Here is a 21295-nt window from a genome sequence, read left to right on the forward strand (position 1 = left end):
GGTACTTAACGTCCAAGAATTCAAAAAAGGATTTGCCATGAACATCGTCAAGAAAACCCTGACCGCTTCCCTCCTCGCCCTGTCCATCGGCAACGCATTCGCCGCAGGCAGCCCCGGCGTCGAACACAACACCCAGGCCTTCCTCGAAGCCCTCGCTGCCGGTGGTGGCAAACCGCTGGAGCAACTGAGCCCGAAAGAGGCCCGTGCGGTGCTGACCGGCGCCCAGGCCTCGGTGAAAGTTGACCTGTCCGGTGTCGAGGTGAGCGACCGCGCGATCAAGGTCGATGGCCAGACCCTCAACCTCAAGGTCGTGCGCCCGGCCAAGGTCAACGGTGAATTGCCCGTGTTCATGTTCTTCCACGGTGGCGGCTGGGTACTGGGCGACTTCCCGACGCACCAGCGGCTGATTCGCGACCTGGTGGTGGGTTCCGGCGCCGTCGCGGTGTATGTCGACTACACACCATCGCCCGAAGCGCATTACCCGACCGCGATCAACCAGGCTTACGCCGCGACCCGCTGGGTGGCCGAGCACGGCAAGGAAATCGGCGTCGATGGCCAGCGCCTGGGCGTGGCCGGCAACAGCGTCGGCGGCAACATGGCGGCGGTCGTTGCCCTGATGGCCAAGGAACAGAAAACCCCGGCACTGCGCTTCCAGCTGTTGATGTGGCCGGTGACCAACGCGCAGTTCGACACTGGCTCGTATCGGCAATTTGCCGAGGGCCACTTCCTGACCAAGGGCATGATGCAGTGGTTCTGGGACAACTACACCACTGACAAGGCCGAACGTGCGCAGATCCATGCCTCGCCACTCAAGGCCGGCGCCGAACAGCTCAAAGGCTTGCCGGCCGCCCTGGTGCAGACAGCCGAATTCGACGTCTTGCGCGACGAAGGCGAAGCCTATGCCCGTCACCTCGACGCGGCGGGCGTGCCGGTCACGGCGGTGCGCTACAACGGCATGATTCATGACTTTGGCCTGTTGAACCCGCTGAGCCAGATTCCGGAAGTCCAGGCCGCGATGCGTCAGGCAGCACTGGAGCTCAAGACACACTTGAACTGAGTCCTGTAAAAAGTCTGCCTTCGGGCAGACTTTTTTTGGTCCGCCTTTTCTAAATGGAGTTTGCCCATGTCCTTTCTCCTGGCTCACCTGCTGTCCTGGAGCGCCCTGTTGCTGGTGATCGATGCACTGCTCTGGCACCTCGCACCGTTCAAGCACCGCGTCACTCAAATCGGCTGGCGCACCGGCCTGTTCCTGGTCTTCAGCACGCTCATCATCAATGCAGGCGTCAGCCCGTTGCAGGCACCGTTGTTCGCCGATGATCGCGTGGCGCAACTGGGGGCCACCGCACTCGGGATTCTCTGGTGGCTGTACGCGGCGCGGGTGCTCACCGAAGTCATTGGCCTGGTGCTGATGCGTCGCATCGGTCACAGCGGCCGACTGTTGCAGGATGTCATCGGCGCGCTGGTGTTTCTGGCCGCGATCGTCGCGGCGGCGGGCTATGTGCTGGAGTTGCCGGTAAAAGGGCTGCTGGCGACCTCCGGGGTGGTGGCCATCGTGGTCGGCCTGGCGTTGCAGAGCACCCTGAGCGATGTGTTTTCCGGCATCGTGCTCAACACCACCAAGCCGTATCAGGTCGATGACTGGATCTCGATCGACGGCGTCGAAGGCAAGGTGCTGGACATCGACTGGCGCGCCACCCACCTGCTCACCAGCGCCGGCAGTACCGCCGTGGTGCCGAACTCGGTGGCGGCCAAGGCGAAGATCGTCAACCTCAGTCGCCCCAGCAACATGCACGGGGTGTCGATCAGCATTCAAGTGCCTAACCACATTCGTCCGCGTCGAGTCCTCGACGCGTTGGACCGCACGCTCCAAGGCAGCAGCAGCCTGCTCTTGAACCCGGCGCCCAAAGCGGTTTTGAAAGAGGCCGGCGAAACCCTGTCCGAGTACGTGGCCAGCGGTTTCATCGCCGAACTCGGCAAAAAAAGCGAAGTGCGCAATCAGTTGTTCGACCTGGCCCATCGGCACCTGGAAGCGGCCGGTATTTCCCGGCAGCTCGATGGGGTGATCGAGCCATCGACGCGGGCGCGCGCCTTGCTCGACGAGGTGAAGATTTTCCGTTCGCTGAGCGAAGACGAACGCGATCAATTGGCGCAGTCCATGACCGCGCAACAGTACGCAGCGGGCCAGGTGGTATTGGGACTGGGCGAAGTGCCCGACAGCCTGTTCGTGATTGCCACTGGCGTCGTCAGTGCTTCGGTGCCTGACGGCGCCGGACAAACCGAAGCCGGCCGGATGGGGCCGAGCGAGGTCATGGGCGAACAAAGCATCCTCGCCGACACCCCCTCGCAAGCCACGTTCACCACCCTGACTTCGTGCATCATTTACCGCCTCGACAAATCCCTCACCCGCCACTGCATGGAACAGCGCAGCGAAGTCGGCCAGGCCTTGAACAAACTGCAAGCCGTGCGGGAGCAGAACAGCCGGCTGGCGCTGATGAGCAAACCGGTACCGATCAAGAAAGGCGGTTTTCTCGGCTGGTTGCAAAAACGCTGAGGCCAAAATGCCCGCGGGTTGGCGAATGCTGTTCTGTTATGACGAACAACTTTGCTCCAACGCGCGGGCATTTCGCGGTGTCAGTGAAACGGCTTATTTGGCAGTGAACTTGGTATAGCTGTTGATCAGGTTGCGGTAGTTCGGCAGGCGGTTCGACAGCAGATTCGCCAGGCCTTCCATGTCGTTGCGCCAGTCGCCCTGCAGCTCGCACGCCACGGCGAACCAGTTCAGCAGGTGCGCACCGGCAGCCGACATGCGCGCCCAGGCGGCTTGTTGCACGGTGGTGTTGAAGGTACCGGACGAGTCGGTGACGACGAACACTTCATAGCCTTCGGCGATGGCCGACAGGGTCGGGAACGCCACGCAAACATCCGTCACCACACCGGCAATGATCAGTTGCTTGCGACCGGTGGCCTTCACCGCTTTGACAAAATCCTCGTTGTCCCAGGCGTTGATCTGGCCAGGACGGGCAATGAAGGGCGCATCCGGGAATTGCTCTTTCAGTTCAGGCACGATCGGGCCGTTGGGGCCGCTGTCGAAACTGGTGGTGAGGATGGTCGGCAGGTTGAAGAACTTGGCGATGTCACCCAGGGCCAGCACGTTGTTCTTGAACTCGTTGGGCGAGAAATCCTGCACCAGCGAGATCAGGCCGGTCTGGTGGTCAACCAGCAGTACAACGGCATCGTCTTTGTTCAGGCGTTTGTACGGAACATTGCTCATAAGAAACTCCTTGGTGGATGGATATTGCAGGTAGCGCCGGGCCATCGGGCCGGCGCTTTTTTGTATTCGTCAGAAAGCAAAGCACGAGCAGCCGAAAGCGCCCCAGAAACCGGCGAAATCACTGACCGGTGCGTTTGACAGTCGCGCCCGCTCATGGCTGTGGGAGTGCACCTTGCAAGGCCCGCTGCACTGGTGAACCTGCGCCTGCAGCGGCGAGTTCGGCCGCCAGTGCCCCGGCACTTTGACCACCGGCGACCAGTCCGGCAGCACCGGCACACAGGCCGGCCCGAGTTTTTCGAAATCGCCGGCGGCGTACACCACCTTGCCGCCGACCACGGTCAACACCGACTCGATCCACTTGATCGCTTCTTCATCGACGCTGAAAAAGTCCGCGCTCAATGCCGCCACGTCCGCCAATTGCCCAACCTTGATCTGGCCCTTCTTGCCCTGCTCGGACGAGAACCAGGCGCTGCCGTGGGTGAACAGTTCCAGAGCGGTCTGGCGCGACAGGCCTTCGGCATGCAATTCCATGCCGCCGACGGTGCGGCCGCTGACCATCCAGTACAGCGAAGTCCACGGGTTGTAGCTCGACACCCGCGTCGCGTCGGTGCCGGCACCCACCGGCACGCCTTCGGCCAGCATGCGTTTGATCGGCGGCGTGGCTTCGGCGGCTTTGGCGCCGTAACGCTCGACGAAATATTCGCCCTGGAACGCCATGCGATCCTGAATTGCGATGCCGCCCCCCAGCGCCCTCACCCGTTCGATGTTTTGCGGGGTGATGGTTTCGGCGTGATCGAAAAACCAGGGCAAACCGTTGAACGGGATGTCACGGTTGACCTTCTCGAACACGTCGAGCATGCGGCTGATGGATTCGTTATAGGTGGCGTGCAAACGGAACGGCCAGCGCTGCTCGACCAAATGACGCACCACCGGTTCCAGTTCGTCTTCCATGGTTTGCGGCAGGTCCGGGCGCGGCTCGAGGAAGTCCTCGAAATCCGCCGCCGAGAACACCAGCATTTCCCCGGCGCCGTTGTGCCGCAGGTAATCGTCGCCCTGGTGCAGGGTCACGCTGCTGGTCCAGTTCTTGAAGTCGGTCAGTTCTTCCTTGGGCTTCTGGGTGAACAGGTTGTAGGCGATGCGCACGGTCAGTTGCTGGTCCTTGGCCAACTGCTCGATGACCTGGTAGTCGTCCGGGTAGTTCTGGAAACCACCACCGGCATCGATGGCACTGGTCAGGCCCAGGCGGTTGAGTTCACGCATGAACTGGCGAGTCGAGTTGACCTGATACTCCAGTGGCAACTTCGGCCCCTTGGCCAGCGTCGAGTACAGAATCATCGCGTTGGGTCGCGCCACCAGCATGCCGGTCGGCTCGCCATTGGCATCCCGGACAATCTCCCCGCCCGGCGGGTTCGGGGTGTTGCGGGTATAACCGGCCACCCGCAGCGCCGCGCGGTTGAGCAAGGCGCGGTCATACAAGTGCAGGACGAACACCGGGGTATCGGGCGCGGCCTGGTTCAGTTCTTCGAGGGTCGGCATGCGTTTTTCGGCGAACTGGAATTCGTTCCAGCCCCCCACCACCCGCACCCATTGCGGCGTCGGCGTACGATCGGCCTGGTCCTTGAGCATGCGCAAGGCATCGGCCAGGGACGGCACGCCTTCCCAGCGCAGTTCGAGGTTGTAGTTCAGGCCGCCACGGATCAGGTGCAAGTGCGAGTCGTTGAGGCCCGGAATGACGCAGCGCCCCTTGAGGTCGATCACTTGCGTGGCCGAACCGCGCAGGGCCATCGCTTCGGCATCGCTGCCCACGGCGACGAAGCGGCCGTCGCTGATGGCCACCGCGCTGGCGAGCGGTTTCTCACGGTCAACGGTATGGAATTGGCCATTGAACAGAATCAGATCGGCGTTCATCGCGTTTCCTTGGTCTGGGTGGATGAGGATAGCCAAGGCGCGAACAAACGCGTTGCCATTGGCATGAACAGGTACACCACCGACAACACGATGGTCAGGGTGATCAGGAAGGTCGCGACGAGGTAGTTGGAGAGCCAGGCATTGAGCTTCAACAGCGGCCCCCAGAGCAGCGGCACCAGCAAGGTGTGCGGCAGAATCACCAACAGCGTCACCACGGCCTGCTTCCAGCGTGGCGGCGGCGAGCCCGCCTCGGCCGCTGGAGCAAACCAGAACTCGTTCACCGGGTTGACTTCGGTCTGGTCGCCGTCGGCCAGCATGGGTGTGGCTTCGCTGATCAGCGCCTGACGCTGCTCCGAGTCGAGCCAGCGTTGCATCGCCTCGGTGGAGCAAAACCGCAGGACGCAGGTGTAGGTGTCGAGGCCGGCGTGCTTGCCACGAACCACGTCCACCCCCAAGTGCCCGTCCCATTGCCCGGCCACGCGGACAATGTTGCGCAGCCAGGCTTCGTAAGGCGCTTCAAACCCGGCCTTGACCCGGTGCTTGATGATCAGTGTCACGACCTCTTCGAAACCGCGCACAGGTGTGTCGAGCAAATTGGATTCAGGCATAACGAAAGGCTCCGCAAAATCGGTGATTGAACGCCAGCGGCCCCGGCCCGGCGATGAGGATGCTGGTGAACAGAATCAACAGCAGCCAGCCGAACTGGCCTTCGGCCAAGCTCCATTGCGGATGCACGATCAGCAACGCCACCAGCAGCACAAATAGAATAGGCAGGCAGGCCAGGCGCACCAGCACCCCGGCGACGATCAGCAACGGGCACAGCACTTCGGCAAAAATCGCCAGCATCAGCGTGAGATTCGCCCCCAGGTGGAACGGGTCTTCAATGCGCTGCAACTCGACAGCGTAGTTGAGCAGCTTCGGCAAACCATGCACCCACAACAGAAACAACGCCGCGCTGACCCGCAAGAAAAGCAGCCCGACGTCCCTGGCCCGTTCATCCCAACGCGAAACAATCATGACCGCCCCGCTCAGTTGAAAAACTACCGGCGACGAGGCGCCGGAACTTGATTCGATAGTGACGGGGCCAGGGCGGGAAAAATTGGATGTACGTGCTCTTTTTGCGCGGGGCTCGTGGCCACAGGGCGACATAGGTGCCTGTAGGAGCAAGTCTGCTCCGGGCAGCGCTCCGACGATGGTCGTCAATGATGACGCAGGCTGTCTGAATGCCCGCGTTGCCCGGTCGTTCATCGCGAGCGGGCTCGCTCCTACAGAAAAGCAAGGCGCGCCACCCCGCTGTTCACCACTCATCAGGCCGAGCGTTAGCTCGCCTGCAGCTTTTGATCTTGATCCACCCGCCCCTTCGGTAGGCTGAGTGGAGGTGTTCATCCGGGGAGTGGCGCGCAGCGCCGTTCGACGCAGTCGAACACGCTGCATGTAGGTCGTCGCGAAGCAGACCGGAGGGCAGTGTTCCCGGATGGATACCGCAGCGAAGGAACGCCGAGCCTCAGCGAGGGGCCGGACGCTCGGGGCGAGCCTTTTTGGGTACTTTTTTGGCGTTTGAAAAAAGTGCCTCGCCGTAAGGGCGAAACCGCCAGCCGCCGTTACCGCAGCAACGGATATGTACTCAGTCAACCACACACAGGTCGGCTGTCAGGCCGCCATCGCTGCGATGCGGCGCCCCGACAGGCCAGCTCCCACAATGGATCGGGTGCACCTGCGGGTGATTGATCGGCTGTCAGGCCGCCTTCGCTGCGATGCGGCGCCCCGACAAGCCAGCGCCTACAGCAGATCGGCGGCACACCCGATCAGGCAGGAATCGGCAACGACACCGACATGAACTGACTGATCCGCGAACGCAACCAACGCTCCGCCGGATCATTGTCATGCACCCCGCTCCAGGCCATCGACAATTGCGCCGCGTCGATGGCGAACGGCGGGTCTTCGGCACGCAAGCCACACCCTTCCACCAACGCACAGGCCGCATAGTCCGGCACCGTGGCGATCATTTCGGTGCCGGCGAGCAACGCGCGCAAGCCACTGAACTGCGGCACACCCAACACCACCCGGCGGGTGCGACCGAGCTTGGCCAGGTCCAGATCAATGTTGCCGCTCAGGTCCCCGGAAAACGACACCATGGCATGGGGCCGTTCACAATATTCGTCCAGGGTCAGGGTCCCCGGCCGCTTGTCGCCACGCAGCACTTTGCAGGGAATGTCGCGCAGTTTCTTGCGCTTGGCATTGGCCGGCAGGTCCGTGGTGTAGCTCACGCCCACGGAGATTTCCCCCGATGCCAGCAACGCCGGCATCAACAGGTAATTGGCCCGGCGCACGACCACGACAATGCCTGGCGCCTCTTCTTGCAGCTGACGCAACAGCGGCGGAAACAAGCCGAACTCGGCATCGTCCGACAGGCCGATACGAAACACATCGCAGCTGGTCGTCGGATCAAATTCCTTGGCCCGGCTGACCGCCCCGGAGATGGTGTCCATCGCCGGTTGCAGCTCCTTGAGAATCGCCAGCGCCCGCGCGGTCGGCTCCATGCCACGGCCATTGCGCAACAGCAGCGGGTCATCGAACAGGTCGCGCAACCGCCCCAGGGCAGCACTGACCGCCGGTTGGCCCATGAACAGCTTTTCCGCCACGCGGGTCAGGTTTTTTTCGAACATCAAGGCTTCGAAAATCACTAGCAGATTCATGTCTACACGGCGCAGATCGTTACGGTTCATGGGCACGGTTCCTTGTGTGATTAACCAGGCGCGAAGGCGTTGATTGTCTCTGACTTTACTCAAAACTGCCCGCTTCACCCGGGAGGAATTAACAACGTTTAACTCGTCAGGCACAGGGCCGCGCCCAAGAATGAAAACCTCTGCGCAGAGCTGTTTTTCTTCCAGAGGGAAGGCACTGGCCAACAGGCCGTACGCCGTTGCGTTCCCACCGACACGGACATTGGACATGGCTCACTCACAGCAAACCCTCGCCCGCGCCCCGGTCAGCGAACCGTGCAACACCGGCAGTGGCGGCCTCAGCCCACAGCGCGAACGGCTGGTGAAGCAACTGATCCTGGATCGCCTGGGCGACAGCCTGGAAGTCACCGAACTGGCCCGGGCCTGCGCCCTCTCGCGCAGTCATTTCTCCCGTGCGTTCAAATGCAGCACCGGCTATTCGCCCCAGGAATGGATTCGCCAACAGCGCATCGCCCGGGCCAAGCTGTTGATTCAACACACTGACCTGAGCCTCACGCAAATCAGCCTCGAATGCGGCTTTTGCGATCAGGCGCACTTCTGTCACATGTTCACCCGCAGCGAAGGCATCAATCCGTTTGCCTGGCGCTGCCGGGCGGTGCGCTCCGTCCGTCAATTGTCCCTGTAAGCCCACGGTTTGCCGGCGCTGGCGATTTCACGATCACCTTCGTCGGCAAGCCGTGCTGCTGCAGGGTTGCGTTATCGCGATGCAACCCTGCGGTGGTTCTCCAGGACTTAACCCTTCAGAAACGCCAGCAAATCGCTGTTGAGTTGATCCTTGTGGGTGTCCGTCAAGCCATGGGGCGCGCCAGGGTAGACCTTCAGCGTAGAACCCTTGACCAGCCCCGCCGAAGCGATGCCCGCCGCTTCGATCGGCACCACCTGATCGGCGTCGCCGTGCACCACCAGGGTCGGCACGTCGAACTTCTTCAGGTCCTCAGTGAAGTCGGTTTCCGAAAACGCCTTGATGCAGTCGTAGGCGTTCTTGTGGCCGGAGGTCATGCCCTGCATCCAGAACCAGTCGATCATGCCTTGGGACGGCTTGGCGTCAGGTTTGTTGAAGCCGATGAACGGGCCGCTGGCGAGGTCTTTATAGAGTTGCGAACGGTTCGCCAGTGAGGCCTGACGAATGCCGTCGAACACCTCGATCGGCAGCCCGCCTGGGTTGGCCGCCGTCTTGAGCATCAGCGGCGGCACCGAGGAAATCAGCCCGGCCTTGGCCACCCGACCGGTGCCATGACGACCGATGTAGCGCGCCACTTCGCCGCCTCCGGTGGAGAAACCGAACAGCACGGCGTCGCGCAAATCCAGGTGTTCGATCAGTTGCGCCAGGTCATCGGCGTAGGTGTCCATGTCATTGCCGAACCACGGCTGGCTGGAACGGCCATGCCCTCGGCGATCGTGGGCGATGACGCGGTAGCCCTCGGACGCCAGGAAAATCATTTGCGACTCCCAGCTGTCGGCGTTGAGCGGCCAACCGTGGCTGAAGACAATCGGCTGACCGGTGCCCCAGTCCTTGTAGTAGATCTCGGTGCCGTCGCGGGTGGTGAACGTGCTCATGAGGCGTGCTCCTTTACGTGAGGGTTGGGGTGATGCAATGGGATACGGGCCCCATGCGCTCGGCCAGCCGCGCCACCCGTTCACCCAAATGGGCGGCGGTGCAGCGGTCTTCAGGGGGCGGCGCCAGGTCGGGGGACTGTTCGACATTCGACTGGGCCATGGCGCCCAGCGAACTGCCCAGCCGGTTCAATTGCCCGTCGAACACGCCGGTGCCAGAGCGCGCGGGCAACAGGTCGAGGCCGACCCAGATCATCGAATGCTGGGCGGCGAACACGGCCATTTGCAGCAAGGTATTGAGTTTGTCGCCGCACAGGCAGCCGGAATTGGTGAAGCCGGCTGCCAGCTTGTCGCGCCACGGCTGCGCCAGGTAAAACGCGGCCGTGGCTTCCATGAAGCCCTTGAAGGCGGCGGAGGCGCTGCCCATGTAGGTCGGGGCGCCGAAAATGATCGCGTCGGCCTGGTGCAAGTGCTCCCAGTGCTCGTCCACCTCTTCTACCGCGATCAGCCGGCAGGTGCTGCCCAGGTGCCGCTCCACCCCTTGAGCCACGGCTTCGGCCATGACCCGGGTGTGGCCGTAGCCGCTGTGATAGACCACGACCACCTTGCTCATTGCGGTGTCCTCCAGACAGGCAAAATCCATGTAGATGCCGCCGCAGGCTGCGCGTGATTTTAGAAGCTAAAATCAACGACTCGCAGGCGATGACAACGCTTACAGGATTGGAGTTTTGGGTGTAGAGCAGACGCAGGACGAGTTAAACGTTGTTAATTTTTCCTGGCGCACCAAAAGCCTCGACCGCACCTTTGTCAGCTTCGAGCCCAATTAACACGGGACCGGGCAATAGGCTGGCAAACGCAGCGGTCGATACTGGCACCATGCAGTCACCCGAGCCATGCATTGCGTTCGGGTAATAACCTGATAAACATGTTCGAAAGCCGCGAACTAGACGTATGCAACCAGGAGTGAACCGTTGACCTTTTCCCCCGAGCAGGCTGTCCATTTCGGACCCTACAGGATCTACCCCGGACAACGCCTGGTGATGGAGGCCGACCGCCCCCTGCGCCTGGGCCGGCGGGCCATGGATATCCTGTTGATCCTGCTGGAGCACGCCGGGAATGTGGTCAGCAAGCAACACCTGATGACCGAAATCTGGCCCAACAGCGTGGTGGAAGAAATCAACCTGCGGGTGCACATGGCCGCCCTGCGCAAGGCGCTGGGGGACGGTCAGGCCGGTCAGCGCTATATCGTCACCGTGGCCCAGCGTGGCTACAGTTTTGTCGCGCCGTACTCGCTGGAGCACATCGAAGTCGACCGGCCAAGCGAGCCGGTCGAATCGAGCAGCCATAACCTGCCCCTGCGCCGCACCCGCATGATCGGCCGGCAAGCGCTGGTCGACAGCCTGATGACGCACCTGCCGCGCCAGCGTTTCATCACCCTGGTCGGCCCCGGCGGGATCGGCAAGACCACCGTGGCGCTGCGGGTCGCCGAACAGCTGATCGGTCGCTATCGGGACGGGATTCGCCTGCTGGACCTGGCGCCGATCAACGATCCGTCGATGATCACCGGTCATCTGGCGACGCTGCTCGAGCTGTCCCTGCATGATGCAGAACCCTTGAACAACCTCGCCTTGTTCCTGCGTGAGCGCCAGATGCTGCTGGTCATCGACAATTGCGAGCACCTGATCGACAGCGTGGCGCTGCTGTGTGAAAGCCTGCTGCGTGGCGCGCCGCATCTGCACATCCTGGCCACCAGCCGCGAGTGCCTGCGGGCTGAAGGCGAATTCGTTCAACGCCTGGAGTCCCTGGACTGCCCCCCGCCCATCGCCGTGCTGGACCGCGCCCAGGCCCTGAATTTTTCCGCGCTGCAACTGTTCGTCGAACGGGCCATGGCCAGCCACGACAGCTTCGAATTGACTGATGCCGATCTGCCGCGGGTCATCGATATCTGCCGTCGCCTCGATGGCATCCCGCTGGCGCTGGAGCTGGCGGCCGGGCAAGTCGCCAGCCTTGGCCTCGAGGGTTTGCTCAGGCAACTGCAAGGCAGCTTTCGCCAGCTCACCCCGAACAACCAGTCAGCCCTGGGCCGGCATCAGACCCTGCGCGCCACCCTGGACTGGAGCTTCGATCTGCTCAGTGTCTGCGAACAAACTTGCCTGCGCCGACTCGGGTTGTTCCGTGGCGGCTTTACCCTGACGTCGGCGGCGGCGGTGATCGTCGGCGAACAGGTGGAAACGCGCGAGGTATTTGGCTCGATTACGCAACTGGTGGCCAAATCCCTGCTGAACGTGGACGTCGGTGACGAAGAGGTGTTCTACCGCCTGCTCGACACCACGCGCAGCTATGCCCTGGAAAAACTCGAACAGGCCGGCGAGTTGCCCGCCACCCGCGAACGCCATGCCGAACGCTGCCTGGCCTTGATGCATCAGGCGCAGAACGACTGGGAGCACATTCCGACCCGCCTGTGGATCGAGCGCTATGCCCGTAGCCTGGAAGACGTCCGTTCGGCGCTCGATTGGGGATTGTCCGTAACGGGGCCGCATACCCTGGCGATCCGTCTGACGGCGACCTCGACGCCCCTGTGGCAGGAACTGTCGCTGCTCAAGGAACACGGCGGGTATGTGCGCCGCGCGCTGGCCTTGCTCGATGCCGCGCCCGAGCCCTGCCCGCGCTTGAAAATGTCCCTGAAACTGGCCTTGGGCAGCGCCTGTTATCACGCTCAGGGCGGCACGGCGGAAACCGTCGAAGCCTTCGTCAGCGCCCGCGCCCTGGCCAGGCACTGTGACGATGTGGCCGGGCAATTGCGTGCGGTGTCCGGGCATCTGGCGGTCAACCTCAGCTGCGGCAACTATCAAATGGCCCTGGAACAGAGCCAGCAATTCGACCGCCTGGGGCTCAACGGCGATGCGCTACTGGACCTCAGCACCCACCGCCTGCGGGTGCTGGCCCTGCACTTCGCCGGGGATCAGCATCGGGCGCGGGTGAATGCCGAGGAAGTCATCCAGCGCATGGCCCACAGCGGCCATCTCAACCGCTTCACCCATGGTTTTGGTGTGCAATATGACCAGAGCGTTGCCGCCCTGACCATCCTCGCGCGCATCCTCTGGATCCAGGGCCAACCGGAACAGGCCTGGCGCACGGCCCGACAGGCGCTGGACATTGCGCTGCAGATCAATCACGGCACGTCCATCTGCTACACCCTGGCACTGTCGGGCTGCCTGATCGCCCACTACAACGGCGACACCCGCACCGCCCGCGAGCTCTTGTGCCTGCTCCAGGAACAGGCGCAAAAACACTCGGTACAGCTGTTCTATTCCTGGGCACAGCACTATGCACAGGTCATCCACCGTGCCGACGCGCCGGCATTGCCAGGCCCGGGCGCAGGTTTGATCAAGGAAATCATGGTCACGCTGGACAGCACATACATTGATGACGATTTGCTGCAACGCGCCGACACCGGCGCGGCGGGCTGGTGCACGGCGGAGATTCTGCGGGCCCGGGCCGACGCACTGCTGGCAGCCGGTAGCCCGGCGAGCAACGACGCTGCCGAGAGCATGCTCGTCAGGGCGCTCAACGTAGCGCAGCACCAGGGAGCCCGGGCCTGGGAGTTGCGCAGCGCCACTTCACTGGCGCGGCTGTGGCAGCATCAGGGACGCTATCGGCAAGCCCATGAGCTGCTGGCGCCGATCTACCAGCGCTTTACCGAAGGCTATGCCACCCCGGACCTGATCGCCGTGCGACGCCTACTCGGCGAGTTGCAGGAGCACTTGCCGGCCTGATGGCTTGGGGGCCCGAGCGATGTGAGCGGCGTAACGCATTTCGAAGGTGCATAAGGCGCCACTGTGTTCGAGTTTTTCCAGGGCGTAACGGCGGGTGGTGTTGAGAAAACGGTAGCGCGTCAGCCCATCGACCTGTTCGCGCGACAGCAGCGATTTGAGCGCCAGGCCCTCCATCACGTGGCGCAGGGTGGCGGGCAACAAGGTTGCGCAACTGATCACCCCCATCGCCGCGTCCAGGGTAAACGCCGATTTGAATACCGCCAGACGCTGCAGCACGATTTGTTCCACCGGGCTCAGCCGCTCATAGCTCCAGTCCAGGGCGGCCTTGAGCGTCTGGTGGCGCGGCACGGCGGTGCGTCGCCCCCGGGTCAGCAGTTGAAAACAGTTACCCAGCTGGGCTTGCAGCCCCACCAACGCCAGCGCATCGATCTGCGCCGCCGCCAGCTCTATCGCCAGGGGCAAGCCGTCGAGGTGCTGACAGATTTCGCGTATGGCCTTGAGGTCCTGTTCGCGCAAGGCAAAGCTTTGTTGGCGGGCTCGGGCACAGCTGACAAACAGCTGCACCGCCGAATAGCCCATGACCTCGGCGACACTGCCCAGGGCCGACGCTTTCGGGACCAGAAGCGGTGGCAGCAAATGGACCGATTCGCCCTTGGCCAACAGCGGTTCGCGGCTGGTGGCGAGAATCGACAATCGGGGTGCCGTCATCAGCAGCGCCTCGACCAGTGTCCGGCAACGTTCGAGCAGGTGCTCGCAATTGTCGAGAACCAGCAACGCATGCCATTGCCCCAGCGCATCGAGGTCGGCGCCCACCTCCAGATCCAGAGTGCGGGTCAGATGATCGACCACGTGCGCCGGGTCATCGATCATCGCCAGATCCACCCGCCACACCCCGTCACGGTAATGCTGCAGCAGCAGTTCGGCGACTCGCACGGCCACGGTGGTCTTGCCGATGCCGCACGGCCCGACCAGGGTCATGAAACGCCGTACCGGGAGTTGCCGCACCAGGCTGCCGACCACCGCATCGCGACCGGTGACCGGTGTCAGGCGCGCAGGCAGATTGTGCTGTGGTTTTTGCAGGTTTTCGAAGGCGACGGACGCGGCCGCCGCGACCTGGCGCACCGGTGCGACGAAGCTGTAACCACGCTGGGGAATGTTGACGATGTAACAGTGACCGTTCTGCCCGTCACGAAAGGCCCGGCGCAGTGCGGCGATGTGCACGCGCAGGTTGATTACCTCAACCACCGACCTTGGCCAGACCTGAGCGATCAGTTCGTCTTTGCTGACCACCGAGCCGGCGTGCTCGACCAGCACCTGCAAAATATCCAGGGCCCGTCCGCCCAGGCGCAGCGGCTGATCGCCTTCCACGACCAGGCGTTGATTCAGATGGAACGCGAAGGGGCCGAAGTGCAGCACCGTGTCGCCGTTGATATCTCTGAGGCTATTCATGCATCGTCACCTGCTGGAACCTGCCCGGCACGCGAGTCCATCCAGGCTCCGTACCTTCCTTGCAATGAGTTCAGGGGTATCTTGGCAGGCCTGGGTGACGGTACAACTGCCACAGGGGGAGCGTCACGGTCATTACGGTGCGCGCGACGGACACGGGCTAGCTGAACTGCTCTCGGTACTGGGTCGGGGTCAGGCCAAGCTTTTCACTGAACAGAAAACGCATGTGTCGCACGCTGCCAAAGCCACTCTTGAACGCCACGGTCTTGAGCGGCAAATCACCGGTTTCCAGGAGGTTGCGGGCACAGTCGATGCGTGCGCCTTGCAGAAACTCCATGGGCGTCATGTTGACTTCCCGGGCAAATACCCTGGCGAAGTGCCGTGGGCTCATGCTGGCCAGACTGGCCATGCGCTCGATGCTGAAGGCTTCGTCGAGGTGTTCGAGCACATGGTTCTGCACCCGGGTGATGGCCGTTTCATGGGGGGCCACCGCCGCCATCAACGGGCTGAACTGTGCCTGACCGCCCTGGCGCTTCATCACCACCAGCAGCACCTTGGCGACGTCCTGGGCGACTTTCTTGCCATGGTCTTCAGCGACCACCGCCAGCGCCAGGTCGATGCCCGCGGTCACGCCTCCAGAGGTGATGAGGTTGCGGTCCTGGACGTAAATCTGGTCAGTCTCGACGGTGGCCCTGGGGAAGCCCTTGATCAGGCGCTCGGTGTAGTGCCAGTGGGTGGTCACGCGAAAGCCGTCGAGCAGACCGGCATGGCCCAGCACAAACGCCCCGGTGCAGATCGAGCCATAGGTTCGGGATCGACTGACGTTGTGCTTGAGCCAGTCGAGCAAGGGTGGATGTTTTTCGTTGTAGGCACCGGGGCCGCCGGGCACCAGCAGCAAATCAAAGCCGTCACAGGCCTGGTCGATAGGCTGGTCGGCCTGCACCTTGACGCCATTGGACGCCCGCAGTGCACCGGGTTCAGTGCCAATGGTCGTCAGCACATAGTGGTCGGCGGGTTTGAGATAGCGGTTGGCAATGGAAAATACCTCCATCGGCCCGGCCATATCGAGCAGGAGAAAGTCGGGGAACAGCACCATTGCCACGGTTTTCATGGGTTTGAATCATCATTGAAATCAAAGAAGGCCAGCGCATCGAACCCGCAGGAGCAAGTCCACAAGGTCGCGCCCGGCATTAAATATGTGTGCTGAGCATTATGGCCAAATTCCCGGCGAACGTCGGTGATTCATTTCGCAAAACTGTCAACCTGAGAGAGACAGTATTTCAATTTTCATCTACTTATTGCATCAGCGAGTAAATATTAACCTTCTCCTCACTCGGACGAATCAACGTCCCCACAGGAGATTTCATCATGCTGACCCTTCGCAAAGCCTCGGATCGCGGCGCCGCCAATCACGGTTGGTTGAAGTCGTTCCATACCTTTTCTTTCGCCAACTACCGCAACCCACGGGAGCAAGGCTTCTCCGACCTGCTGGTGATCAACGACGACCGCGTGGCGGCCGGCAAAGGCTTCGGCCAGCACCCGCACCGCGACATGGAGATTTTCTCCTATGTGCTCGAAGGCGCGCTGGAACACAAGGACACCCTGGGCACCGGTTCGGTGATCCGCCCCGGCGACGTGCAGCTGATGAGTGCCGGCAGCGGCGTGGCGCACAGTGAATTCAATCACTCGGACAGCCGGTCGGTGCACTTTCTGCAGATCTGGATCGTGCCGGACGTCAGCGGCGCCAAGCCACGCTACCAACAGGAGCACTTCAGCACGCAGAAAAAACGCGGTCGCCTGCAGCTGATCATCTCCCCCGACGGCGCACAGGGTTCATTGAAGGTGCGTCAGGATGCGCGGGTGTACGCAGGACTGATCGACGGCAAGGAAAGTGCGACCCTGGAACTGGCCGCCAACCGCTATGCCTACGTGCACGTGGCTCGGGGCAGTGTCGAACTTAACGGTTTGTCGTTGCAGGAAGGCGATGGCGTACGGGTTCGCGAGGAACAGCTGTTGACCTTGAGCAACGGCGTGGATGCCGAAGTCCTGGTGTTCGATCTGCGTCCGCAAGAGTTGCCAGAAATGCCTTGAACACCAACTGTAAGGCCAGGGAGCTTGCTCCCTGGCCTCCCTTTATTCCCCCGTCCCCGCAAACCCCGCGACAATCTCATCGATCACCGCCCGTACCCGGGCGGTATGCCGCAAGTCCGCGTGGGTCACCAGCCAGACGTCATAGGGCAGCGGCCGCGTCCGCTCCGGCCATAACCTGACCAGCCCGTCCCTCTCCCCCAAGTACACCGGAACTTCCCCCAGCCCGACGCCCGCCGCGATGGAGCGGCGCACCAACAGACTGGAACTCAGGCTGGCGACGATCCGCCCGCGCCCCAAGGGCTCGTTGACCAGGCTCATGTCTTTGCCGCCCTGCAAATATGGCTGATACACCACCAGATCATGCCCCTCGAAGGCCGCTCCCGGCTCCGGCACGCCGCGGGTGTCCACATAATCCTGTGAGGCGAACAGGCCCACGGGCCAGCGGGCGATTCGCCGGGCGATCAGGTCGGGGTTATCCGGCCGGGTATTGCGCACGGCGATGTCGGCTTCGCGTTTGGCCAGGCTGAGGATTTGTGTCGAGGCGTCCAGTTGCACCCGCACATCGGGATGCAATTGATGCAGGCGGGCGACAGCCGGAATCAGGAAGTCGATGGCCAGGGAATCGGTGGTGGTGACGCGCACGGTGCCGGTGAGCCGGTCATCGAGCCCCTGGATTCGGCGCTCCAGTTCCAGCGCCGAAAGCTCCATTTTCTCCACCGCGCGCATGGCCGCCTCACCCACCGCCGTCAGGGCATAGCCTTCGGAGGTACGCAGAAACAACGTTGCGCTCAAGGACTTCTCCAGCGCCGTGATCCGCCGCCCTACGGTGGCCTGATCCACCCCCAGCACCCGCGCGGCTCCGCGCAGCGTTGATTCGCGGCAGACCGCGAGAAATACCCGTGCGTCATCCCAGTTCATAAGGCCTCTCCCCGACTGATGCACATTCGCATCGCTGCAACGTGAAATCGCAGCATTATTGCATCATAAATCCCCGATATGCTGGCCTCCAGAGTAAACCCACAGGACAAAGCTCATGCTCAACGCCTCATCTCCCACCCCTGCCCCGCGCAGCGCAATCTGGATGCCGATCTTCGCCGGCCTTTGCGCCAGCCTGGTCAGCATCGGTCTGGCGCGTTTTGCCTACACGCCGTTGATTCCCTCGCTGATCCAGGCCCACTGGTTCAGCGCCAGTGACGTGGTATTTCTCGGCGCCGCCAATCTGGTGGGCTATCTGATCGGCGCGCTGATCGGTCACCCGCTGGCTCGACGCACCTCCAACAACACTGCACTGCGCCTGATGATGCTGGCGGTGACCCTGGCGTTTTTCGCCTGTGCCTTTCCGTTGTCGGTGAGCTGGTTTTTCGCTTGGCGCTTGCTGTCGGGCATTGCCGGTGGCGCGATCATGGTGCTGGTGGCGGCAACGGTGTTGCCGCATGTGCCGGCTTCGCGCAAAGGCCTGGCCAGTGGCGCGATCTTTCTCGGGATCGGCCTGGGCATCGCCGGGTCAGGGACGATCGTTCCACCCCTGCTGAGCCTGGGTCTGCAACAGACCTGGCTCGGTCTTGGCTTGCTGGCGCTGGTCCTGACTGCAGTCAGTTGGTTCGGCTGGCCATCGGCCACGCCCCATGCGCTGGCGACCACGCCGACCGATAGCGCGTCAACGACGACAAACCCGAGTGTCTACCTGTTGTTTGCCCAGTACGCGTTCATGGCGGCCGGGCTGGTGCCGGCCATGGTGTTCCTGGTGGACTACGTGGCCCGCGGGCTGGGGGCCGGGCAGCATGTCGGCGCGCTGATTTGGGTGATGTACGGCCTTGGGGCGATTGTCGGGCCGGTGAGCTACGGCTTTCTGGCCGACCAACTGGGGGCGAAGTCGGGCATTCGACTGGTGTTGGTGGTGCAAGCGATTGCCGTGGGTCTGCTGTCAATCTCCAGCGCTTTTTGGGCACTGGCCTTGCTGGCGGTGATCCTCGGTTCGTTCCCGCCCGGCATCGTGCCACTGGCTCTGGCGCGGGTTCACGAACTGATTCCCGGACATCACCAGCAGCAGATCGCCTGGAGTCGCGCCACCGTGTCCTTTGCCTCCTTCCAGGCCATCGCCGGTTTTGCCTACTCGGCGCTGTTCAACGCCAGTGGCGGCCATCACGCCCTGATGTTCGTGATCGCGGCCGGGGCCATCGTTGTCGCATTGCTGTTGGAGCTGGCGGTGCGTTTACTGGGTCAACCGAATGATGGCGCCTGCATCAAACCGACCGTTGCATGAACCAGACTGCCCCCATGCGGGACCGGGCTTGCCCGCGATGAGGTCGGCACCTTCAGCATTGATCGTGCCTGCCAAATTGCCATCGCGAGCAAACTCGCGCCTACAGTTATTCAAATGTTTCAATTCCTGAGAGGCAACAAACATGACCCTCCCCCAAACCATGACCCAGATTGAAATCACCCAGCCCGGTGCACCCGAAGTCCTGCAACCGCGCCAGGTGCCCTTGCCTGTGGCGGGCCCCGGCGAAGTACTGATCCACGTGCACGCCGCCGGGGTCAATCGTCCTGACGTGCTTCAACGCGCCGGCAAGTACCCGATGAAACCCGGCATGAACCCGATTCCGGGGCTGGAGGTGGCCGGTGAAGTGGTGGCCATCGGTTCAGGAGTCAGTGACTTCATGGTCGGCGACAAAGTCTGCGCACTGACCAACGGTGGCGGGTATGCCCAGTATTGCGCGGTCCCGGCCAGCCAGACGCTACCGATCCCCGAGGGCATGGACTGGGTGCAAGCGGCAGCGATCCCGGAAACCTACTTCACGGTATGGGCCAATCTGTTCGACATGGGCGGCGCCAGCAAAGGCCAGCGAGCGCTGATTCAGGGTGGCACCAGCGGCATCGGCACCACTGCACTCATGTTGTGCCGCGAGTTCGGCATCAAGGCATTTGCCACCGCGGGCAGCGAGGAAAAGTGTGCGGCGATCCGTCAACTGGGGGCCGAAGCGATCAACTACCGCGATCAGGACTTCGTCCAGGTCATTCAGGAAAAAACCGCCGGCCAGGGGGTTAATGTCGTCCTCGACATCATGGGCGGTTCGTACCTGAACCAGAACATCGCGGCATTGGGCATGGACGGCCGAGTGGTGATGCTCGGCTTTCTCGGTGGCGCTCATGCCAGGGACGTCGATCTGCTGGAGATCATGGGCAAGCGCGCGGTGATCACCGGCTCGCTGTTACGCGCACGCACCCGGGAAGAAAAAGCCTCGATCGCCGAACAATTGCATGAGTACGTCTGGCCCGTGCTCGCCGCCGGGCGGTGCCGGCCGATGATCGACCAGGTCTATGCGCTCAACGATGCGGCCCAAGCCCATACGCGCATGGAAGGTGGCGATCACATTGGCAAGATCGTGCTGCGTGTGGATTGATACCCGCGCAAATCCCTGTGGGCGCATGCCTGCTCCCGAAAGCGGCCTGGCAATTGACATGAATGTGGAATGTCACAGCCTCATCGCGAGCAAGCTCGACCCCACAAGTCGAAATTATTCCTGTTGCCGGCACACATCTGTTAAAACGCGCACTTCATGTCTGTGCCGGTAGACCACCCGATGCCCTCTGCTTTTCTCACCCGTTTGCGCCCACGCTGGCTGCCGCTGCTGTGCATGGCCGCGCTGCTTGTCGGCCTGCCGGTGAGTTGTGGCGCACTCAAGTACAAAGAGCGCGAGCTGCTGTTTCACATCGAACCGGGCACGGCCGGCTGGTATCGCGGCTTGCCGGGGGACGTTCAGGAGTTCGATATCAAGTCCGCGAGCTTCAAGGCCGGGCAGAACCTGCATGCCTGGTGGTGGCCGGCGGCGCGCCGCGATGCGCCGGCGATCCTCTATCTGCATGGCGTGCGCTGGAACCTGACCGGCCAGGCGTTTCGCATCGAGCAATTGCGCGCCATGGGGTATTCGGTGCTGGCCATCGATTACCGCGGGTTCGGCCAGAGCCACGGTGACCTGCCATCGGAAGCCAGCGTTTACGAAGACGCCCGGGCCGCGTGGGAGCGTTTCACGGCCATGCAGCCGGATGCCGGCAAGCGTCTGATCTACGGTCACTCACTGGGCGGTGCGGTGGCCATCGACCTCGCCGCCGACCTGGCCGCGCAGGCGAAAAAGGATCATGTTGCGGTGCCGGTGCGCGGCCTGGTGATCGAATCCACCTTCACCTCGCTGGGCGATGCGGTGGCGGAAGTCGCCGACAACAACCTGCCGGTCAACTGGCTGCCGGTGCGCTGGCTGCTGTCGCAGAAGTTCGACTCCATCGACAAGATCGTCGACATCGACATGCCGTTGTTGGTGGTCCATGGCCTGGCCGACCCGTTCATGCCGTCGCGATTCAGCCAGCAGTTGTTTAATGCGGCCAACGAACCCAAGCGCTTGTTGCTGATCCCCGGCGGCACGCACAACAACAGCATGAGCCTGGGCGGCAGGCAGTATCGCCAGGCACTCGACAGTTTGATGAAGGCCAGCTAAGCCTGTTACGCA

At 62.5% G+C, this 21295-nt stretch carries 18 protein-coding genes; 8 read left to right on the forward strand and 10 right to left on the reverse strand.

What is annotated here, in order from left to right:
* Positions 1 to 37 precede the first annotated feature (37 nt).
* Together AC1Q6D_RS05350 and AC1Q6D_RS05355 are read left to right on the forward strand one after the other, a co-directional pair.
* Positions 38 to 1057 carry an alpha/beta hydrolase gene (locus AC1Q6D_RS05350; RefSeq protein ID WP_103406815.1) on the forward strand — a complete coding sequence of 340 codons (1020 nt, stop codon included), beginning with the start codon at positions 38 to 40 and terminating at the stop codon, positions 1055 to 1057.
* Positions 1058 to 1123: 66 nt separating this feature from the next.
* On the forward strand, positions 1124 to 2551 hold the full coding sequence (locus AC1Q6D_RS05355; RefSeq protein WP_103406814.1) for a mechanosensitive ion channel family protein: 1428 nt from the start codon (positions 1124 to 1126) through the stop codon (positions 2549 to 2551).
* Between the two features lie 93 nt (positions 2552 to 2644).
* Here the strand turns inward: AC1Q6D_RS05355 and ycaC are convergent, their stop codons facing one another.
* From ycaC to AC1Q6D_RS05380, 5 genes are all read right to left on the reverse strand, one after another.
* Complete coding sequence (ycaC, locus tag AC1Q6D_RS05360) at positions 2645 to 3271, reverse strand: isochorismate family cysteine hydrolase YcaC (RefSeq protein ID WP_047530725.1); 627 nt, start codon at positions 3269 to 3271, stop codon at positions 2645 to 2647.
* A 69-nt stretch (positions 3272 to 3340) separates the two neighbouring features.
* Positions 3341 to 5179 (reverse strand): amidohydrolase, encoded by a 1839-nt coding sequence (locus tag AC1Q6D_RS05365; protein ID WP_103406813.1) that lies wholly within the window; start codon positions 5177 to 5179, stop codon positions 3341 to 3343.
* On the reverse strand, positions 5176 to 5787 hold the full coding sequence (locus AC1Q6D_RS05370; RefSeq protein WP_103406812.1) for an antibiotic biosynthesis monooxygenase: 612 nt from the start codon (positions 5785 to 5787) through the stop codon (positions 5176 to 5178). The genes AC1Q6D_RS05365 and AC1Q6D_RS05370 overlap by 4 nt, the downstream gene beginning before the upstream one ends.
* A complete protein-coding gene (locus AC1Q6D_RS05375) occupies positions 5780 to 6196 on the reverse strand; it encodes a DoxX family protein (RefSeq protein WP_103406811.1) in 417 nt (138 codons plus the stop codon). The genes AC1Q6D_RS05370 and AC1Q6D_RS05375 overlap by 8 nt, the downstream gene beginning before the upstream one ends.
* A gap of 788 nt (positions 6197 to 6984) precedes the next feature.
* Positions 6985 to 7905 carry a LysR family transcriptional regulator gene (locus AC1Q6D_RS05380; protein ID WP_103406810.1) on the reverse strand — a complete coding sequence of 307 codons (921 nt, stop codon included), beginning with the start codon at positions 7903 to 7905 and terminating at the stop codon, positions 6985 to 6987.
* 226 nt (positions 7906 to 8131) lie between these two features.
* Between AC1Q6D_RS05380 and AC1Q6D_RS05385 the strand changes: the two genes are divergently transcribed.
* The gene (locus AC1Q6D_RS05385; protein WP_103406809.1) at positions 8132 to 8548 is read left to right on the forward strand and encodes a helix-turn-helix domain-containing protein; all 417 of its coding nucleotides are present in this window, start codon (positions 8132 to 8134) and stop codon (positions 8546 to 8548) included.
* Between the two features lie 107 nt (positions 8549 to 8655).
* On the opposite strand, the gene AC1Q6D_RS05390 is transcribed toward AC1Q6D_RS05385, so the two are convergent.
* Positions 8656 to 9480, reverse strand: a complete 825-nt coding sequence (locus AC1Q6D_RS05390; RefSeq protein ID WP_103406808.1) for an alpha/beta fold hydrolase — start codon at positions 9478 to 9480, stop codon at positions 8656 to 8658.
* A 13-nt stretch (positions 9481 to 9493) separates the two neighbouring features.
* On the reverse strand, positions 9494 to 10090 hold the full coding sequence (locus tag AC1Q6D_RS05395) for a flavodoxin family protein (protein WP_103406807.1): 597 nt from the start codon (positions 10088 to 10090) through the stop codon (positions 9494 to 9496).
* Between the two features lie 358 nt (positions 10091 to 10448).
* On the opposite strand from AC1Q6D_RS05395, the gene AC1Q6D_RS05400 reads away from it, so the two are divergent.
* A complete protein-coding gene (locus AC1Q6D_RS05400) occupies positions 10449 to 13253 on the forward strand; it encodes an ATP-binding protein (protein WP_103406806.1) in 2805 nt (934 codons plus the stop codon).
* Here AC1Q6D_RS05400 and AC1Q6D_RS05405 read toward each other — a convergent pair.
* Complete coding sequence (locus AC1Q6D_RS05405) at positions 13218 to 14702, reverse strand: ATP-binding protein (RefSeq protein ID WP_103406805.1); 1485 nt, start codon at positions 14700 to 14702, stop codon at positions 13218 to 13220. The genes AC1Q6D_RS05400 and AC1Q6D_RS05405 overlap by 36 nt on opposite strands.
* 157 nt (positions 14703 to 14859) lie before the next feature.
* The gene (locus AC1Q6D_RS05410) at positions 14860 to 15810 is read right to left on the reverse strand and encodes a GlxA family transcriptional regulator (protein WP_103406804.1); all 951 of its coding nucleotides are present in this window, start codon (positions 15808 to 15810) and stop codon (positions 14860 to 14862) included.
* A gap of 257 nt (positions 15811 to 16067) precedes the next feature.
* Between AC1Q6D_RS05410 and AC1Q6D_RS05415 the strand changes: the two genes are divergently transcribed.
* Positions 16068 to 16790, forward strand: coding sequence for a pirin family protein (locus tag AC1Q6D_RS05415; protein ID WP_103406803.1), 723 nt, complete (start codon positions 16068 to 16070; stop codon positions 16788 to 16790).
* 42 nt (positions 16791 to 16832) lie between these two features.
* On the opposite strand, the gene AC1Q6D_RS05420 is transcribed toward AC1Q6D_RS05415, so the two are convergent.
* Complete coding sequence (locus AC1Q6D_RS05420; RefSeq protein ID WP_458959872.1) at positions 16833 to 17708, reverse strand: LysR family transcriptional regulator; 876 nt, start codon at positions 17706 to 17708, stop codon at positions 16833 to 16835.
* 115 nt (positions 17709 to 17823) lie between these two features.
* Between AC1Q6D_RS05420 and AC1Q6D_RS05425 the strand changes: the two genes are divergently transcribed.
* The 3 genes from AC1Q6D_RS05425 (at position 17824) to AC1Q6D_RS05435 (ending at position 21283) form a co-directional block, all read left to right on the forward strand.
* The gene (locus tag AC1Q6D_RS05425; RefSeq protein ID WP_103405539.1) at positions 17824 to 19053 is read left to right on the forward strand and encodes a YbfB/YjiJ family MFS transporter; all 1230 of its coding nucleotides are present in this window, start codon (positions 17824 to 17826) and stop codon (positions 19051 to 19053) included.
* 142 nt (positions 19054 to 19195) lie between these two features.
* Positions 19196 to 20194, forward strand: a complete 999-nt coding sequence (locus AC1Q6D_RS05430) for an NAD(P)H-quinone oxidoreductase (RefSeq protein WP_103405540.1) — start codon at positions 19196 to 19198, stop codon at positions 20192 to 20194.
* 180 nt (positions 20195 to 20374) lie between these two features.
* Positions 20375 to 21283 (forward strand): alpha/beta hydrolase, encoded by a 909-nt coding sequence (locus AC1Q6D_RS05435; RefSeq protein WP_103405541.1) that lies wholly within the window; start codon positions 20375 to 20377, stop codon positions 21281 to 21283.
* The last annotated feature ends 12 nt before the right edge of the window (positions 21284 to 21295 follow it).

The organism is Pseudomonas sp. MT92 (genome assembly GCF_058792515.1).

Bases quoted from the DNA above. Each gene is read 5' to 3' on its own strand.
- AC1Q6D_RS05390 (WP_103406808.1), bottom strand. From the start codon at position 9,480: ATGAGCACGTTCACCACCCGCGACGGCACCGAGATCTACTACAAGGAC.
- AC1Q6D_RS05425 (WP_103405539.1), top strand. From the start codon at position 17,824: ATGCTCAACGCCTCATCTCCCACCCCTGCCCCGCGCAGCGCAATCTGG.
- AC1Q6D_RS05365 (WP_103406813.1), bottom strand. From the start codon at position 5,179: ATGAACGCCGATCTGATTCTGTTCAATGGCCAATTCCATACCGTTGAC.
- AC1Q6D_RS05405 (WP_103406805.1), bottom strand. From the start codon at position 14,702: ATGAATAGCCTCAGAGATATCAACGGCGACACGGTGCTGCACTTCGGC.
- AC1Q6D_RS05430 (WP_103405540.1), top strand. From the start codon at position 19,196: ATGACCCTCCCCCAAACCATGACCCAGATTGAAATCACCCAGCCCGGT.
- AC1Q6D_RS05385 (WP_103406809.1), top strand. From the start codon at position 8,132: ATGGCTCACTCACAGCAAACCCTCGCCCGCGCCCCGGTCAGCGAACCG.
- AC1Q6D_RS05355 (WP_103406814.1), top strand. From the start codon at position 1,124: ATGTCCTTTCTCCTGGCTCACCTGCTGTCCTGGAGCGCCCTGTTGCTG.
- AC1Q6D_RS05350 (WP_103406815.1), top strand. From the start codon at position 38: ATGAACATCGTCAAGAAAACCCTGACCGCTTCCCTCCTCGCCCTGTCC.
- AC1Q6D_RS05420 (WP_458959872.1), bottom strand. From the start codon at position 17,708: ATGAACTGGGATGACGCACGGGTATTTCTCGCGGTCTGCCGCGAATCA.
- AC1Q6D_RS05380 (WP_103406810.1), bottom strand. From the start codon at position 7,905: ATGAACCGTAACGATCTGCGCCGTGTAGACATGAATCTGCTAGTGATT.
- AC1Q6D_RS05410 (WP_103406804.1), bottom strand. From the start codon at position 15,810: ATGAAAACCGTGGCAATGGTGCTGTTCCCCGACTTTCTCCTGCTCGAT.
- AC1Q6D_RS05415 (WP_103406803.1), top strand. From the start codon at position 16,068: ATGCTGACCCTTCGCAAAGCCTCGGATCGCGGCGCCGCCAATCACGGT.
- AC1Q6D_RS05375 (WP_103406811.1), bottom strand. From the start codon at position 6,196: ATGATTGTTTCGCGTTGGGATGAACGGGCCAGGGACGTCGGGCTGCTT.
- ycaC (WP_047530725.1), bottom strand. From the start codon at position 3,271: ATGAGCAATGTTCCGTACAAACGCCTGAACAAAGACGATGCCGTTGTA.
- AC1Q6D_RS05395 (WP_103406807.1), bottom strand. From the start codon at position 10,090: ATGAGCAAGGTGGTCGTGGTCTATCACAGCGGCTACGGCCACACCCGG.
- AC1Q6D_RS05370 (WP_103406812.1), bottom strand. From the start codon at position 5,787: ATGCCTGAATCCAATTTGCTCGACACACCTGTGCGCGGTTTCGAAGAG.
- AC1Q6D_RS05435 (WP_103405541.1), top strand. From the start codon at position 20,375: ATGCCCTCTGCTTTTCTCACCCGTTTGCGCCCACGCTGGCTGCCGCTG.